Here is a 16186-nt window from a genome sequence, read left to right as displayed (position 1 = left end):
ATCTAAGCCTGCGCCGCTCGGGGTTGTCAAGGTCCCGAAGCCAAGCCGAAACCCGGCCTTCGAAACAGCAAAGCACTGCTTCGAAGACCGGGCCTGGTCATGCGGGAACCGCGACCGGTTTACCGCTAGTGAATTGATGCGCCCGTCCCGGGAAATGGCGGCTGAGCCAAGCCGCGCCGAACATCAGGAGGAATTCGGCGGCCGCAACTGCCAGCATCACCGGTGCATGCTGGGCGCCGTGCGCAGCGTGGGACGCGTGATGGCCGCCAAACCACGGCATGCCGATCACCATCGCCACATGGGCGGTGCCCATGAGCGCGCTCATCACCAGCAGGCGCAGGGGAGAACCGCCGCGCAGCACGCACCAGGAGCATTTGATGCACCACAAGGTCATGGCAAGCAATGCCAGGTTCCACCACAGGGAGTGCGGCATCAGAACCAGAACCAGCAGGTGGGTTGCGGCCAGGCCCAGCGACGCGGCTCCCAGGGCAATGTGTCCGGCCGGCACCCTGGCCGCATGGCTAGTCGCCGCTGCCACAGCAACCGTCTGATTCCTTGGTGGCGCAGCAGCCGTGCTGGACCGGGGCTGGAACATCAAGGACAGGGGAGCGGTCGAAGAAGCCCTCGGGGCGGATGGTGAAGCCAACGGTGTCCACAGGCATCATCGGCCAGTCCTCGGTCCGCGGGAAGTGGGTCAACGCGAAGGTGTGCCACAGGCTGATCTGCTCGCCGTCGATGTTCTTGTCGTCCTCGATCCACGAGCCAATGCCGTCAACGCCCGGGTTCTGGTTCACGAAGTCACCGGTTGGATAGCGGTGGCCGTCCTCCCGCTTGGTCACCCACAGGGCCTTGGAGGCGAATTCTGCGCGACGATGGATGGAGGATCCTTCGGCGGCCAGCAGGGTCGGCAGTCCCTGGGACATCAGCTTGTAGCCCACCGGCTTGCCGAGGTAGTTCTTCGAATCCGGGTTGGTCACCACCCAAGTGCGGCCGGCGGTCGGATTGCTATCGCGTACCGCCTGCTTCTCGGTAGCCAGCACCGTGTGGCTGCGGGTGAAGGCGTTGCCCCGGGGGTTCTCCTTGCTGATGGGCAGGCGCACGGCTTCTTCTTCGATGACGCGGCTGGGTCCGCCGTCCAGGGCGAAGTCCAGCCGGGCGCCGAAGATGTGCTGGTGGAAGGGCGCGCCCAGGCCAGGCGCCATTTCCGAGGAGTAGCGCTCGTCGAGCATGGCCGAGGTGAACACGATGCCGGTGGCCTTGGCCTCGAATTCGATGGTGCCATCGAGGTACAGGTACCAGTAGAAGCCGTAGTCGTAGTTGCCCACGGTCGTGAAGAAGCTGATCACCAGGCGGCGGTTGCGGCGCGTGTACTTCACGCCTGACCAGTCATCGGCGTGCTTGGAGAGGATCGAGGCGTCTTCCTCGTGCATGCAGATGCCGTTGGTGATCTTCTGCGCATTGCCATCGGCGTCGGTGACCACAGGGGAGATGTAGTGGATTTCGCCCAGGCAGTCGCAGCCCAGCTCCAGCGAGTTGGCCAGGCGCCCGATCAGGTACTCGCCGGTGTCGAAGTAGTTCTGCCAGCTGCGCACCGGGGAAGGGTCCCCGTAGGGGACTACCATTTCCGCGATGGACGCACGATCCAGGATGCGGCGTTCGGTGCCCCGATCGTTGAAGGCGATGTTGTAGAGCACCAGCCCTTCGCGCATGTCGAAACCGATATCCAGCGACCATTTCTCCCACTCGACGTGGTTGCCTGCGCTGACCGTGAAGCTGGCGCCCTCAGGCTGGGTGATCTCGATGGGCTTCTGGGTGGTGCGCACCGGGCCAGTGAGTTCCGGATCCGTGTAGTTGCCGTGGGTTTCGGGCACCGGGATGACTTCCAGGTCCAGCAGCTGGTCGATCTTTCCGGCGATGGTGTCAATGTAAACCACCAGTCCATCAACGGGATGGGCCCAGGCGGAGTCTTCGGCGAAATCCTGGCGGAAGGCCAGGCCGCGCAGGATGCGGCGCCCGGCTTCTTGCGGGTACTCGTCCTCATAGACTCCTGCGGAGAGCGGGGCAACGCGCACCTGTTCTGGCGTCAGGTTGCGCTTGGCCAGAGCGGCTGCCCACTGCGGATCGGCAACCAGGATGGCCTCCACCATTTCGAATTCCTCCAGCAGCACGGGCATCTGCCCCACCTTGGCCGGATCCAGGTCGATGCGGGAGTGCACGGCCTGCCCGACCAAGTCCAGGACGACGTCCTTGGGTGAGTTGGCCAGCTTGTCCATGAGCATGACGCGGACAAAACGTCCGGGGCGGTCAGCGCGTGGATCCTCCAGGCCCATGTAGGCGATGCGGGTGTTCTCGGTGAAAAGCTGGTGGCTGACCAGCAATTCCTTGGCGGTGGCAATCTCTGCTTCGCTGAGCAGGGTGAAATCCGTGGTGGTGGTGATTGGCATGGGATTGGCTCCTTCGGCACTGAAGTGTGATCTGCGACATTTATTATTCTCTAGTTGTAGAGAATACGGACGCGGTCAATGTGACGCAAGCCCTTGCCTGAAATAAATTGTTTTTCGCTAATCTTGAACCATGCCGAAAATCGTGGACCATGATCAGCGTCGCCGGGAGATTGTCGAAGTCACTTGGCGATTCATTGCCCGCGAAGGCATCGAGAAGCTGAATCTGCGTGACTTGGCGGCCGCAGCCGGCTATTCGAATGGCGCCTTCAAGCCCTACTTCCCGACGCGCGATTCGCTGCTGGTTGCCACGTTCCGCTACGTGGCCGAGGCTACCGACCGGCGCATCGCCCGCATGTGCCAGGGGCAAGCCGGGCTGGGTGCGCTGGAGGCGTTCTCGCGCGAAGTGCTCCCGCTTGATGAGCTGCGGCGCAATGAAGCCCGCATTGCTGTGCACTTCTGGCATCTGGCCCTCGGGGACCGTGCGCTGGCTGCGGTCAATGCGCAAACCATGGACCGGTGGCGCGAGCTCATCGACCAGTGGCTTGGGCAGCTGCTGGGTCCGGAGCATCCCGCGGCGCGTGTTGCCCGCGACTCGATGATCAATTTCCTGATGGGCGCTCAGGCCAGCAGCGTGCTCGATGAAGCTGTCAACACCGCCGAGTCGCTCGAAGCGCAGCTGCAATACCGCCTGGATGCGTTGCGCCGCCTGCACCCCCAGAGCTAGGCGGATATTCTCCGCGCGAAGAAAATAGTGACTTTTCGCTTCGCTCGGCGTACTCTCATTCGTGATGCCCGACACAGTTGATGGGCTTCAATGGGGAGGCAAGCATGTACCAACTTCAGCACGTCGATTCGTTCACCGCGTGGTCGCGGCTCATTTCCGACGCCTTCGTCAGGCTGCAAAGCGAGCAGATTTCCAGCGGCCACTTCACCGCCACACTGGGTGCCAATATGCTCGGCGATATCGGTTTGATGCGCATACATGCCAAACCCCACGCAGTGCAACGAACCGAGAACCTCACCTCCAGCGGCGACGGGGATTTCTACAAGGTCTCCTACCAGCTCGATGGCTACGGGCTGCTGATCCAAGACGGTCGCGAGACCCTGCTGGCCCCAGGGGACCTGGCGATCTATGACACGCAGCGCCCCTACACCCTGGCCTTTGAAAAGCCGGCGTCGGTGCTCGTCGCATTGGTTCCCCATGGTCTTTTCCGCCTGTCCCAGCAACAGGTCGGCCAGCTCACCGCCGTCGCCCTGAGGCAAACCCACCCGCTATCGGGAACCGTCGCCCCGTTGCTGCGCCATCTTGGCGCCAATCTGTCCCAATGGGATGAATTCGGCGGCTACCAGCTGGCGCGCAATACCGTGGACCTGCTGGCAACTGCCCTGGGCGGGGCGCTGGGCGCCGAGTGCCATGGCGATGCCAAGGAGCGGCAGCGCGAATTGGCCACCAGCTACATCGGCGCACACCTGGATGATCCCGACCTGGGACCTGCACGCATCGCTGCCGCCCACTTCATGTCCGTGCGCAGCCTGCACGCGCTTTTCGAGAACCAGCCGCTCAGTGTTGCCGCCCTGATCCGCCATCTGCGGATGCGCGAGGCCGCGCGCCTGCTGCGCGACCCGCTGCTGGCCGAACTGCCCGTCCAAGCCATCGGGTCCCGGGTCGGGATTGCCGATGCGGCCGGATTCAGCCGCATGTTCTCCAAGGAATTCGGTTCCACCCCGGGCAAATACCGCTGCGCCGGCTGAGGCGCAGGACACTCTTGTGCACGCGGAGCCAATGGTCCTGCACTCAATGCCAAGGACAAGCCCGAGCACTTGGGCGATGCTGATATCCAAGCACTCGGCAAATGGGGGATCGAATGGGACTCGAACAACGCACACTCACGGTGCCGGCTCTGGTCGTGATGATCATTGCCGCCAGCGCACCGCTCACCGCCGTGGCTGGCGGCGTGACTACCAACTACGCGGTGACCGGCATGGAATCCGTGCCGCTGTCCTTCCTCATGGTCGGTGCCATCCTGCTGGTTTTCAGCATCGGCTACACCGCGATGAGCCGCTACATCCCGAACGCCGGCGCCTTCTACGCCTACATTGCCCAGGGGCTGGGGCGGGCATTGGGCGTGGGAGCGGCAATGGTCGCCCTGGTCAGCTACAACCTCATGCAGATCGGCATCTACGGCATGTTCGGATTCGCCGCGGCATCCTTTGCCAATGCGTCCTTCGGCACCGCCATCCCATGGTGGGCCATGGCCCTGGCCGCCTGGGCAGTTGTCGGCTTCCTGGGCATGAACCGGGTCGACTTCTCCGTCAAGATCCTGGGCATCGTCGTGGCCGCAGAATTCCTCGTCGTCATCATCTACAACATCATGGCCTTCGTGCTGGCTCCCGAAGCGCCGCAGCCGGCCGCATCCTTCAACATGGCTGACGCCATCGCACCGGGCATGGGCGCCGTCATGGCCTTCACCATCGCCGCTTTCATGGGCTTCGAATCCGGAACCATCTACAACGAAGAGGTCAAGGATCCAGCACGCACCGCCCGGCGTGCCACGATGATCGCGGTCGTCATCATCGCCTGCTTCTACGCGTTTTCGGCCTTCGCCGTAGCTGTCGGCGAAGGCGCCTCGAACGTCATCGGGGCTTCGGCAGAATTCGGCCCCGACCTGATTTTCGCGTTCTTCGGCGCCAACGCGCCAGCCTGGTTCGTCGATCTGGCCAACATCCTGTTCATCACCAGCCTGTTCGCCGCGCTGCTGGCCTTCCACAACGTCATTGCCCGCTACTTCTACTCCATGGGCCGCGGCGGGGCGCTGCCGAAGTTCCTTGCCGCAACTTCGCGCACCACCCACGCCCCCGTTGCAGGCTCGCTGGCGCAGTCCACCCTCGGACTGGCGGTTATCGCCGTCTTCGCGGTGATCTCGCATGGCAAGGATCCGATGTATGTCGTGTTCACGATGTTCACCTGGATGACCAACTCGGCGGCCTACGGGCTGGTGCTGCTCATGGCACTGACCTCTTTTGCCGTCATCGGATACTTCAAGGCGAACCGCAGCGGAGAATCCCTGATAACCCGGGTGATCGCTCCGCTGGTCTCGGGCATCGCCCTGGTCTATGTCTTCGCCCAAATCGTCATCAACTTCGAAATCTTGCTTGGCATGGCAGAACCGGGAATGCTCGGTTATGTGCTGCAAGGCATCGTGATCCTGCCTGGCCTCATCGCATGGGTGCTGGCACTGGTCATCCGCTCGTCCAAACGGCGTGCACCGATGGCCGAAAAACTTCCCGTCACCTAACAACTCATTACCAAGGAGCTCAAAGATGGCTTACGCAAACGCCCAAGAACTGCTGGATGCGATCCAGCCAGCAACCGGTGGCACCGAAATCCTGGACCCGGCAACCGGTGAACTGGTTGGCCGTGTTGCCGAGCAGAGTGCCGCCGATCTCGACGCGGCCGTTGCCGCCGCAAAGTCCGCCCAGCCGGCCTGGGATGCCTTGGGCCACGACGAGCGCAAGCGCGTGCTTAATGCGGCCGCGGACAATATCGAAGCCAATGCGGAAGCGCTCGCCGAGCTGCTCTCCCGTGAGCAGGGCAAGCCGCTGAACGGGCCGAATGCGCGCTTCGAGGTCGGGGGAGCAGCCGCCTGGCTGCGCGCCGCCACCGCTTACGAAATCGAGCCGGAAGTGGTCGTGGACGACGGCGAAACCTATGCAGCCAAGCACTTCCGCGCACTGGGCGTAGTGGGCGCCATCGGCCCGTGGAACTGGCCCATGATGATCTCCATCTGGCAGCTGGCCCCGAGCTTGCGCATGGGCAACACCGTGGTGATGAAGCCCAGCGAATACACCCCGCTCTCGGTCCTGGCCCTGGTCCACGTGCTCAACGAAGTGCTGCCAGCAGACGTGCTGAAGATCGTGGCTGGCGGACGCGAGGTCGGCGAGAGGCTCTCGGGCCATCCGGATATCGCCAAGATCATGTTCACCGGCTCCACCCGCACCGGCAAGGCCATCATCCGCTCCTCGGCCGATACCGTGAAGCGCCTGACCATGGAATTGGGCGGCAACGACGCCGGCATCGTGCTCGAAGACGCCGATCCGCAGGCCATCGCCGAAGACCTGTTCTGGGGTGCCTTCATCAACACCGGCCAGACCTGTGCCGCGCTCAAGCGCCTGTACGTGCCCGAATCGATCTACGACGCGGTGTGCGATGCACTGGCCGGCGTCGCCGCGCAGATGCCCATGGGTGTCGGCCTCGACGAGAACAACGTGCTCGGCCCGCTGCAGAACAAGGCCCAGTACGACATCGTCGCTTCCCTGGTCAAGGATGCCGTGGATTCCGGTGCCAAGGTGCTGCTCGGTGCCAACCCCGATGAAAATGCGGCCGGCTACTTCTACCCGACCACGCTCATTGCCGACATCGACCCGGGCAACCCGCTGGTGGTCGAGGAGCAATTCGGCCCGGCCCTGCCGATTATCAAGGTCAAGGACACGGCCGAAGCGGTCAAGCACGCCAATGCCCTGGAAGTCGGGCTCGGAGCCTCGGTATGGAGCAGCAACCGCGAGAAGGCACTGGAAGTCGCGGCGCAGATCCAGGCAGGCACCGTGTGGATCAACTCGCACGGCACCATCGACCCGCGCATTCCATTTGGCGGCGCCAAGCAGTCCGGCTACGGCCTGGAATTCGGTATTGACGGCTTGAAGTCCCTGGCCCAGCCGCAGATCATCAAGGGCTGACGGAGACTGCGTCCTCCAGCATTCCCCGGCGGTGCCCGGTGCCTATCCAGGCATCGGGCACCGCCTATTTGCGTGCGAAGGCTAGTTGATGATCTCGGCAGTGGGGTCATCGGCGATCCTTGCGATGCGTACACGCCAGCTTTGCAAGGCTTCGGGCGACAGCCGGGTCCAATCGTGGACTTCACGGATCACCCGTACGGGGTGCGCACTGCGGTAGGAGCGCGTGGGGTTGCCCGGGAATTTCTTGTCGGTGACATTCGGGTCATTTTCATACGCCCCGGTCGGTTCCACTTCATAGACATGGGCGGTCCCCTCCAGGGCCGCACTTTCGGCGGCCAACCCCGCGCCATCGGCAAATGCCGTGAAGTAGATGTGATTCATGATGATTTCCGGACGATAATTCGACGGGAATCCGGCAGTCAAGACTTCTCCTGGCTGCAGTTCGGCTTTCGTGCCGTGGAAGAACGGGCCGTCATCAAGTTCGTTGTTCATAGGCCAAGACGCTAGTCGCCATTGCCGGTTCATGAAAGGATCCGCCGCGTATCGCCACGTATATTGGGAAGTGAACCGACGACAGTATTTGGAGAGCAACGCGTGCCTATTTTGAACAAGGACATGACCCTATGCATTTCGTTATCTGGTCGACCATCTAATATCGGCACCCGGTTCCATAATTACCTGTATGAAGAACTCGGGCTGAACTTCATCTACAAGGCCTTCTCGACCGAAGACCTCGCTGGTGCCATCGCTGGGGTCCGGGCCTTGGGCATTCGTGGCTGTTCGGTATCCATGCCGTTCAAGGAAGGCGTGATGAACATGGTCGATGAGATTGAGCCTTCGGCCAAGGCAATCGACTCGGTGAACACCATCGTGAATACCAACGGGCGACTGGTTGCTTCGAATACCGACTTCGAGGCGATCGCGACGCTCATCGAACGCCACCAGCTGGATCCTGAAAGTTCCGTGCTTGTCCGAGGCTCCGGAGGAATGGCCAAGGCCGTCGTGGCCGCCTTCCGCGAAGCCGGATTCAACGACCTGACGGTGCTGGCACGTAACGAAGTTTCCGGCCAAGCCTTAGCTGACAAATACGGTTACCGATTTACCAGTGCTGACCCGGCTCCAGGACACGAGATTCTTGTGAACGTAACGCCGCTGGGCATGGACGGAGCCCAGTCTGAGGAGCACGCATTTAGCACCCAGCAGATTGAAGCCGCACGAACCGTCTTCGACGTGGTGGCTTTCCCAAGTGAAACACCATTGATCCGCGCAACACGAACTGCTGGCAAGCAGGTGATTACCGGGGCAGAAGTCATCGCCCTGCAGGCCGCGGCGCAGTTTCAGAAGTACACCGGCCACGCACTAAGTGAAGAGCAGGTATTGCGTGCCTCAGAATTCTCCCGGGAATCCTGAAGCCCCGAATATCAGTACGCGCCCTAGTTGGCGGTATTCACCTGGCTTATGATGTTCTTTCCACGAAAAAAATACCATCAGCAGGACGAAGAACGCGATCGGCAAGAGCACGATCAATCCCATGGATAGCAACTGGAAGAATTGCGTGTTCAATGCAATTCCATTCGTGATCGGTACACCGTTCTCGGGCATGTAGTCGGCGTACCTTGCAGGCCTGGATGTCGCCCACAAGATAAAGAACCGGAAGATGAATGCACCTGCCGCGGTGATGGCGAGCGAGGGAAGCAGAAGTGACTGGTTGTCGGCACTTGTGCGCCTTATTTGGCATATACGGGCGAAGACCGATATTAGTGCCGAAGCGCCTAGACCCAGCGTGATGATCTGCAATAACCACGAATGAGCCATGACGAAAGACAAAGCCATCATCGCCATGCTCAGCGCAGTCAGGATTCTGATCTTCGACAGGAAAGTTCTAGACATGAACCGAACCTACCTTGTTAAAGGAAGAAAACCAGCGCCCGCAATTGAACACGGATGATAGATACAGCAAGGGCCCGGCACTTTCGTGCCGGGCCCTCTTGCTGGTGAGCTGCTAACCGCGCAGCACGACCTCGACTTCTTCCATCTGCTGGCCGGCAGGGTACTGGCCGTTGAACAGCTTCGAACCTGCCTCGGTGAGCACTGCCGAGAAGCGGGTCTTGACCAGGCCGAAAGCCTTCGAAACGCTGGTTTCGGTGAGCTCGGCAATGGCTACGCGTTCGCCGGCTTCGTCGATCGTGAGGCTGATGTTCTCGTCATGGTTCACGATGCGCGGTTCAAAGAGATCCAGCTTCATCATGCCGCCGTGCCCGGAGAAGGACACACGCCCGTTGAACCAGATTTCGTTTTCCGGTACCCCTGCAGCGGGGGAGACGGGGAACGCCAACGCGTTGCCTGCCTGCCATACCCCGTTGGCAGCTTCAATGCGTCCGTCGGCGAGGGAAGAAATATAGCTCACGAACGAGGTTTTCAGACCCCATTCAAGATGCGGCTGGAACGGATCGCCTGCTGGCGCACCACTTCCGGTCATTGTCTTTTCCCTCCACAGGATATCGGCGTGAAAATATGCTGTGGCCAGTATTTCATACTGGAGTTGGATCATGGCGACAGTTCTCTGCCAGCTAATCCTGCGTCATCTTCGGTTCAACTAGTGGACGGTAGGCAGACTGCATTGAGATCTGGGCATCCACGTAGCTGGTGCCATCGGCAAAGGCGATATCTGCTGTTGCCCACGACCCGTTCCAGTACTTGATCTCCAACTCGGTCGGCGAATATTCCTTCTGGACGTTCGCCACGAGGTTGCTCATCGCGGTGTTGTAGCCGGTGATGCCCATGACCAGGCAGATGGCCGTTGCCACCACAGCAATTCCGGCAGAAATGAACTCGGTGCGGATGGATGCGCGTCGCGCATAAGTCTGCTCCCCGTCACGCAGGCGGGTGAAGCCGTTGCGTCGGATCAGGGCGTGGATGATCAAGGGCAACCCGATCAGCAAGAAGATCACAGAAGCCGCCAGCGACACGAGAGGAAGGCTGAAGTCCACCGGTAGATACTCATCCATGTATTTACCCTACCCATGTCAGCGGATGACTTCTAGGGTTAAATCGCCTTGCCCGGGTTCAAGATGCCCTGTGGATCGAACACCGCGCGCACCCGTCGCTGCAGCGCAAGCGAGGTTTCCCCCAGCTCCTGGGCCAGCCAATCCTGCTTGAGCAAACCGATGCCGTGCTCGCCGGTGAGCGTGCCGCCCAGGAACTTGGCGAGGTGGAACATGTCTCCCAGCGCGGCCTTCGGCGCGCCGCTGGTGATGGATTGGCCTTCAGGCACCACGATGATCGGATGCAGGTTGCCATCGGCGGCATGGGTGATAGTGAAGATCGATACTCCGCGTTCATCCTCGATGCGCTGCAGGCCGGCGAAGGCTTCGGCTAAGCGATTGCGCGGCACGCCGATATCGCAGATCGAGGCGGTGCCCAGCAGCTCCATGCTCGGGATCGCCTGGCGCCGGGCTTCGATCAGCGCCTGTGCTTGCTCCTGATCCGTGGCGATCTCGATGTGCGCGGCCAGCGGGGCGATCGCATCCTGCAGCGCCTGCATTTCCAGCTGCGCGCCGTAGCCGTCGGTCCGCGCGAGCAGCAAAGCACCGCCGCGCGCTTCGTGATCCGTTCCGAGCGCCGCATCCACTGCCTTCAGGGTCTTGCCGCACATCAGCTCCAGCACCGAGGGGGCCAGCCGTTCGGCGATCACCGCCGAGGCGGCCTTTGCCGCGGTATCCTCATCGGGGAAGTAGGCGACCAAGGTGGAGGTGTGCTCGGGCTTCGGGCGCAGGCGCAGCAGTGCTTCAACCACAATGCCCAAGGTGCCTTCCGAACCGATCATCAGCGCATTCATGTCATAGCCGGCCACGCCCTTGATGGTCCGCCGCCCGGTACGCAGCAGCTGCCCGTCGGGCAGCACCACCAGCAAGCTGAGCACCGACTCGCGGGTCACCCCGTACTTGGCGCACCACATGCCGCCGGCGTTGGTGGCGATATTCCCGCCGATCGAGCAGATCGCGGTACTGGCAGGATCCGGGGCGTAGAACAGCCCGTGCTCCCCGGCGGCCCGGTTCACCGCCGCATTGAGCACGCCGGGCTGCACCACCGCGGTGGCTTCCACCGGATCGATTTCCAAGATCTTGTCCATCCGGGACAAGTCGAGCACGATCTGCCCGGCCTCGGCGCTGGCCCCTGCCGCCAGCCCGGTGCCGGCCCCGCGCGGGACGATCGTGGCGCCATGCTTGCGGGCCAGCTGCATCGCCAGCACCACATCATCGATGTCCTGCGCGAAGATCACCCCGTCGGCAAAGGTCGGGGGCACATAGCCGGAGCGGTCCACGCTGGCCTGCTTGCGGTCCTGCTCATCGAGCGAGGCCCGGGGATGGGCGCATAGCACTGGACTGGTCGCCACGGTAGTCATCTCGATCTCCTTTGAATGCAGATCTGGCAGGACAGCTGCGCTGTCCTGCCAGATCGGTGCTATTGAACGAACGTGTCGGCGACGGCCAAGGCCTGCTCGAGGCGATCCAGCGCCTGAATGAGCACCTCATCCTCGATGTTCATCGCCGGCACCACATGCAGCCGGTTGAAGTTCGCGAAGGGCAGCAGCCCTGCGGCCTTCGCGGCGGCAACCACCTGGTTCATCTCCGGGCTGCTGCCTCCATAGGCGGCCAGCGGCTCGCGGGTTTCCCGGTTCTTCACCAGCTCGATCGCCCAGAACACGCCGGTTCCGCGCACCTCGCCCACGCTCGGGTGCTCGGTCGCGAACTGCGCCAGGCGCGGCCCGATGATTTCCTCGCCCAAGCGCTGGGCGTTCTCCACCATGGCCTCGTCCTCCATCGCGGTGATGGTGGCTACCGCCGCCGCGCAGGCCAGCGGGTGGCCCGAATAGGTCAACCCGCCCGGGTAGACCCGCTCGCGGAAGGTCTCGAAGATCTCCGGGCTGATCGCCACCCCGCCCAGCGGCACGTAGCCGGAATTCACGCCCTTGGCGAAGGTCAGCAGGTCCGGCACCACCCCGGCATGGTCCACCGCGAACCATTGCCCGCTGCGCCCGAATCCGGCCATCACCTCATCGGCGATGTACACGATGCCGTGCTTCTTAGTCAGTTCGCGCACGCCCTGCAGGTACCCCGGGGGCGGCAGGTAGATGCCGGCGGTACCCGGAATGCTCTCCAGGATGATCGCGGCAATAGTGCCCGGGCCTTCGAGCAGGATCGTGTCCTCCAGGTGCTTCAGCGCCCGGGCCGTCTCCTCCTCGGGGGTGCTCGAATTGAAGTAGGAGCGGTACGGGTAGGCCGGGAAGAAGCGCACCACCCCATCGGTGGCGTGGTCCGAGGCGAAGCGCCGCGGATCCCCGGTGAGGTTCACCGCCAGGTGGGTGCCGCCGTGGTAGGAACGGTACGCGGAGAGCACCTTGTGCTTGCCGGTATGCAGCCGCGCCATGCGCACCGCATGCTCCACTGCATCGGCACCGCCATTGGTGAAGAAGATCTTGTCCAGCTGCCCGGGGGTGTGCTTGGCGATCAGCCGGGCCGCCTCAGAGCGCGCATCATTCACATGCTGCGGGGCGATGGTGGCCAGCTTGCCGGCCTGCTCCTGGATCGCGGCGATCACCTTCGGGTGCTGGTGCCCAATGTTCGTGTTCACCAGCTGGCTGGAGAGGTCGATCAGCGCGTTGCCCTCGCCGTCCCATACCCAGGAGCCTTCGGCCTTCAGGATGGTCATCGGGGCGAACGGCCCCTGGGCCTGCCAGGAGTGGAAGACGTGCTTGCGGTCCAGCTCATAGGCGTGCTGGCCAGCGGCGATATCCGCTGCGGAAACGCCCTGCGTCAGTGGCTGTGTCAGTGGTTCAGTCATGGGTATCAGTCATTCTGCGGGAAGCCGAGGTTGATGCCGCCGTGGCTGGGATCCAGCCAGCGCTTGGTGATCACCTTGTTGCGGGTGAAGAACTTGAAGCCCTCCGGGCCGTAGGCGTGCTGGTCGCCGAACAGCGAGGCCTTCCAGCCGCCGAAGGAGTGGTAGCCCACCGGTACCGGGATCGGCACGTTGACCCCGACCATGCCCACCTGGATCTCGTCCTCGAAGCGGCGGGCCGCGCCGCCGTCGTTGGTGAAGATCGCGGTGCCATTGCCGTACGGCGAGGAGTTGATCAGCCCGATGCCCTCGTTGAAGCTCTCCACGCGCGCCACCGAGAGCACCGGACCGAAGATCTCCTCGGTGTAGATGGACATGTCCGTGCCCACGCGGTCGAACATCGTCGGGTGCAGGAAGAAGCCCTCGCCATCGGCGTCCACGGTGCCGGTGCGGCCATCGAGCACCAGGTCCGCGCCGGCGGAGATGCCGGCCTCGATGTATCCGGCCACCTTCGCCTTGTGCTCGCCGGTAATCAGCGGGCCCATGTCGCAGCCGCGGGTGCCATCGCCCACGCGCAGCGTCTTGGCACGTTCGGCGATCTTGGCCACCAGCTCATCGGCAATGGTGTCGATCGCGACGACCACGGAGATCGCCATGCAGCGCTCGCCGGCCGCGCCGAAGCCTGCGTTGACCGCCATGTCGGCGGCCAGGTCCAGGTCGGCATCCGGAAGCACCAGCATGTGGTTCTTCGCGCCGCCAAAGGCCTGCACCCGCTTGTTGTGCGCGGTGCCGGTGGAGTAGACGTACTGCGCGATCGGGGTGGAACCCACGAAGGACACGGAGTTCACGCGCGGATCGGTCAGCAGGGTGTCCACCGCCTCCTTGTCGCCGTGCACCACGTTCAGCACGCCCTCGGGCAGGCCGGCCTCGGTGAACAGCTCGGCCAGCCAGTTGGCGGCCGACGGGTCCTTCTCCGATGGCTTGAGCACCACCGCGTTGCCGGCGGCGATCGCTACCGGGAAGAACCACAGCGGCACCATGGCCGGGAAGTTGAAGGGGGAGATGATGGCCGAGACGCCGACCGGCTGGCGCATGGACTGCACGTCGATGCCGGTGGAGGCGTTCTGCGAGAACTCGCCCTTGAGCAGGTAGGGGGCGTTGCAGCACAGCTCGACGACTTCCAGGCCGCGGGCCACTTCGCCCAGCGCGTCGTCCAGCACCTTGCCGTGCTCGGCGGTGATGATCGCGGCCAGCTCGCCCTTGCGCTCGGCCAGCAGCTGGCGGAAGTTGAACATGATCGCGGTGCGGCGGGCCAGCGAGGTGTCGCGCCACTTCGGGAAAGCCTCGGCGGCTGCGGCGATCGCATGCTCGGTGGTGGCCTTGGAGGCCAGCGCAACCTGGCGGGTGACCTCGCCGGTGGCGGGGTTGTAGATCTTGCCGGTGCGGTCATCGGCGGAGTAATTGGCGTTGTTGATCCAGTGCTGCAGGGTGCCGGTCAGCGTTGCGGTCATCGTATCGGCCTTTCGAAGTTGGGTGCCTGCCTTCATCATGGGTCATGGATGTGAGGGACGACACCATCACTGTGTCATGATTTAAGCACTAGTGCTGACGGAGTGTAAAAAATGCTGACGGTAGACGAGGTACTGCACCTGCCGGTGGTCCAAGCCGCCGACCCCCAGGTGCTCTGCGGAACAGGGATGGACGCGCCGCTTCGCTGGGTGCACGTGACCGAATCCACCGAGAACATCGACCTGCTGCTGGGCCGCGAGCTGATCCTCACGACCCTGCGCAACGTGAGCGACGTGCGCGCCTTCATCACCGCGCTGCGCGAGGCCGGGGCCGTCGGGGTCATCATCGAGGACCTTTCCGGCGCACCGCTGGACGTCGCCGACCTGGGCCTGCCGGTCATCGCCCTGCGCACCACCACCCGCTTCGTGTCCATCACCGAGGTCATCCACCAGAAACTCGTCGCCGAGCAGCTCGAGGCCGTCCAGTTCTCCCGCACGGTGCACGAAATCTACACCGGGCTCTCGCTGACCGAGGCCGACGAAGCGCAGATCGTGGACCGCACCGCGCAGCTGCTCTCGGCCCCCGTGGTCCTGGAAGATGTCCGCCACCACGTGCTCGCCCAGTCCGGCGCGCAACTGGAACACTGGATCACCCGTTCGCGCTTCGTCGGGTTCCTGGAGCACACTGGACGCGCCACCGGCACCGAGAACTGGCTGCAGACCCCGGTCGGCGCGGTCCGCAGCCGCTGGGGGCGGCTGATCGTCCCGGCCGTGCTGGAGGACGACGACCGCGCGGCCCTGGTGCTGGAACGGGCCGGCCAGGCGCTGACCATCGCCCGCCTGTCCGGGCGCGACCAGCGCGAGCTGCTCTACCAGGCGCGCACCTCCACGCTGCACGAACTGCAGGCCGGGCACAGCTACAGCGACAAGGACATCGCCATCCGCACCCAGGCCCTGGGCCTGGCCGCCGCCCCCTACTATGTCCCGGTGGTCATCTCCCTGGCCGGTTCCGGCACGCCGACCGAAACCCAGCTGGCCGACCGCGCCCTGCTCGAAGTGCTCGACCAGCTGGCCGACACCCTGCACCTGGGCATCCTGGCCGGCTCGCTCAAGCCCGGGTACCTGGGGCTGATTCTGCCGCTGCGCGCCCGCGAACTGCTGGACTCCACCCTGCAGGGCTTCACTCGCCGCCTGGCCGAGCAGCTCACCGCGCCGGTGGCCATCGGCGTGGGCCCCGAAGGCACCCTGGCTACCAGCATCGCCGGGCTGGAGGAAGCCGCGCAGGTCGCGCAGATCGTCCCGCACCTGCCCACCCGCGCCCAGCCCTACTACCGCTTCGCCGATCTGCGCCTGCGCGGGGTGCTCTCGGCCATGGGCAGCGACCCGAAGCTGCGCACCTTCGCGCTGGCCGAGCTCTCCGGCCTGCTCAACCCGCTCGACCTGGCCGCCCTTGACCTGCTCGATCTCTACCTGGCCCACGGCGGGAACAAAACCGCGCTGGCCAAGGCCGGCTACCTCTCGCGGCCCACCCTCTACTCCCGGCTGGCCAAGCTCGAAGCCAAGCTCGGGGTGCAGCTGGACTCCGCCGAATCCCGCGCCTCGCTGCAGGTGGCGCTGCTCTGGTACCGCATGCACGGCTGAGCTATCCACACTTGGCTC

15 protein-coding genes are annotated in these 16186 nt (G+C 63.6%); 6 read left to right on the top strand and 9 right to left on the bottom strand.

Features of this window, described 5'->3' with window-relative positions; genetic code table 11:
• Positions 1 to 97 precede the first annotated feature (97 nt).
• Positions 98 to 538, bottom strand: a complete 441-nt coding sequence (locus tag ACIP6G_RS03975; RefSeq protein ID WP_365943179.1) for a hypothetical protein — start codon at positions 536 to 538, stop codon at positions 98 to 100.
• Positions 522 to 2444: a primary-amine oxidase gene (locus tag ACIP6G_RS03970; RefSeq protein WP_365943152.1), complete on the bottom strand. Its 1923-nt coding sequence runs from the start codon at positions 2442 to 2444 to the stop codon at positions 522 to 524. Before ACIP6G_RS03970 ends, ACIP6G_RS03975 begins: the two co-directional genes overlap by 17 nt.
• 130 nt (positions 2445 to 2574) lie before the next feature.
• On the opposite strand from ACIP6G_RS03970, the gene ACIP6G_RS03965 reads away from it, so the two are divergent.
• From ACIP6G_RS03965 to ACIP6G_RS03950, 4 genes are all read left to right on the top strand, one after another.
• Positions 2575 to 3168, top strand: coding sequence for a TetR/AcrR family transcriptional regulator (locus tag ACIP6G_RS03965; RefSeq protein ID WP_105657060.1), 594 nt, complete (start codon positions 2575 to 2577; stop codon positions 3166 to 3168).
• A gap of 104 nt (positions 3169 to 3272) precedes the next feature.
• The gene (locus tag ACIP6G_RS03960) at positions 3273 to 4196 is read left to right on the top strand and encodes a helix-turn-helix domain-containing protein (RefSeq protein WP_332503671.1); all 924 of its coding nucleotides are present in this window, start codon (positions 3273 to 3275) and stop codon (positions 4194 to 4196) included.
• 113 nt (positions 4197 to 4309) lie between these two features.
• Complete coding sequence (locus ACIP6G_RS03955; RefSeq protein ID WP_365943153.1) at positions 4310 to 5740, top strand: APC family permease; 1431 nt, start codon at positions 4310 to 4312, stop codon at positions 5738 to 5740.
• A gap of 25 nt (positions 5741 to 5765) precedes the next feature.
• Positions 5766 to 7178 carry an aldehyde dehydrogenase family protein gene (locus tag ACIP6G_RS03950; RefSeq protein ID WP_105657057.1) on the top strand — a complete coding sequence of 471 codons (1413 nt, stop codon included), beginning with the start codon at positions 5766 to 5768 and terminating at the stop codon, positions 7176 to 7178.
• A gap of 81 nt (positions 7179 to 7259) precedes the next feature.
• On the opposite strand, the gene arr is transcribed toward ACIP6G_RS03950, so the two are convergent.
• The gene (arr, locus tag ACIP6G_RS03945; RefSeq protein ID WP_365943154.1) at positions 7260 to 7670 is read right to left on the bottom strand and encodes an NAD(+)--rifampin ADP-ribosyltransferase; all 411 of its coding nucleotides are present in this window, start codon (positions 7668 to 7670) and stop codon (positions 7260 to 7262) included.
• 102 nt (positions 7671 to 7772) lie between these two features.
• On the opposite strand from arr, the gene ACIP6G_RS03940 reads away from it, so the two are divergent.
• Positions 7773 to 8588 carry a shikimate 5-dehydrogenase gene (locus ACIP6G_RS03940; RefSeq protein ID WP_365943155.1) on the top strand — a complete coding sequence of 272 codons (816 nt, stop codon included), beginning with the start codon at positions 7773 to 7775 and terminating at the stop codon, positions 8586 to 8588.
• On the opposite strand, the gene ACIP6G_RS03935 is transcribed toward ACIP6G_RS03940, so the two are convergent.
• The 6 genes from ACIP6G_RS03935 to ACIP6G_RS03910 form a co-directional block, all read right to left on the bottom strand.
• Positions 8565 to 9068, bottom strand: a complete 504-nt coding sequence (locus ACIP6G_RS03935; RefSeq protein ID WP_365943156.1) for a hypothetical protein — start codon at positions 9066 to 9068, stop codon at positions 8565 to 8567. The genes ACIP6G_RS03940 and ACIP6G_RS03935 overlap by 24 nt on opposite strands.
• Before the next feature lie 112 nt (positions 9069 to 9180).
• Positions 9181 to 9657 carry an HtaA domain-containing protein gene (locus tag ACIP6G_RS03930; RefSeq protein ID WP_400288705.1) on the bottom strand — a complete coding sequence of 159 codons (477 nt, stop codon included), beginning with the start codon at positions 9655 to 9657 and terminating at the stop codon, positions 9181 to 9183.
• Positions 9658 to 9748: 91 nt separating this feature from the next.
• On the bottom strand, positions 9749 to 10186 hold the full coding sequence (locus ACIP6G_RS03925; RefSeq protein ID WP_365943158.1) for a hypothetical protein: 438 nt from the start codon (positions 10184 to 10186) through the stop codon (positions 9749 to 9751).
• Positions 10187 to 10224: 38 nt separating this feature from the next.
• The gene (locus ACIP6G_RS03920) at positions 10225 to 11583 is read right to left on the bottom strand and encodes an FAD-linked oxidase C-terminal domain-containing protein (protein WP_365943159.1); all 1359 of its coding nucleotides are present in this window, start codon (positions 11581 to 11583) and stop codon (positions 10225 to 10227) included.
• Between the two features lie 59 nt (positions 11584 to 11642).
• Positions 11643 to 13022 carry an aspartate aminotransferase family protein gene (locus ACIP6G_RS03915; protein ID WP_365943160.1) on the bottom strand — a complete coding sequence of 460 codons (1380 nt, stop codon included), beginning with the start codon at positions 13020 to 13022 and terminating at the stop codon, positions 11643 to 11645.
• Positions 13023 to 13027: 5 nt separating this feature from the next.
• Positions 13028 to 14530, bottom strand: a complete 1503-nt coding sequence (locus tag ACIP6G_RS03910; protein ID WP_365943161.1) for a CoA-acylating methylmalonate-semialdehyde dehydrogenase — start codon at positions 14528 to 14530, stop codon at positions 13028 to 13030.
• A 111-nt stretch (positions 14531 to 14641) separates the two neighbouring features.
• Between ACIP6G_RS03910 and ACIP6G_RS03905 the strand changes: the two genes are divergently transcribed.
• Positions 14642 to 16168 (top strand): PucR family transcriptional regulator ligand-binding domain-containing protein, encoded by a 1527-nt coding sequence (locus tag ACIP6G_RS03905; protein WP_332485880.1) that lies wholly within the window; start codon positions 14642 to 14644, stop codon positions 16166 to 16168.
• The last annotated feature ends 18 nt before the right edge of the window (positions 16169 to 16186 follow it).

Origin of the sequence: Glutamicibacter sp. NPDC088483 (assembly GCF_044753145.1) — a bacterium.
Lineage (GTDB): Bacteria > Actinomycetota > Actinomycetes > Actinomycetales > Micrococcaceae > Glutamicibacter.
Note: the sequence above shows the minus strand (reverse complement) of the source record. Positions and strands in the feature narration are given on the sequence as shown.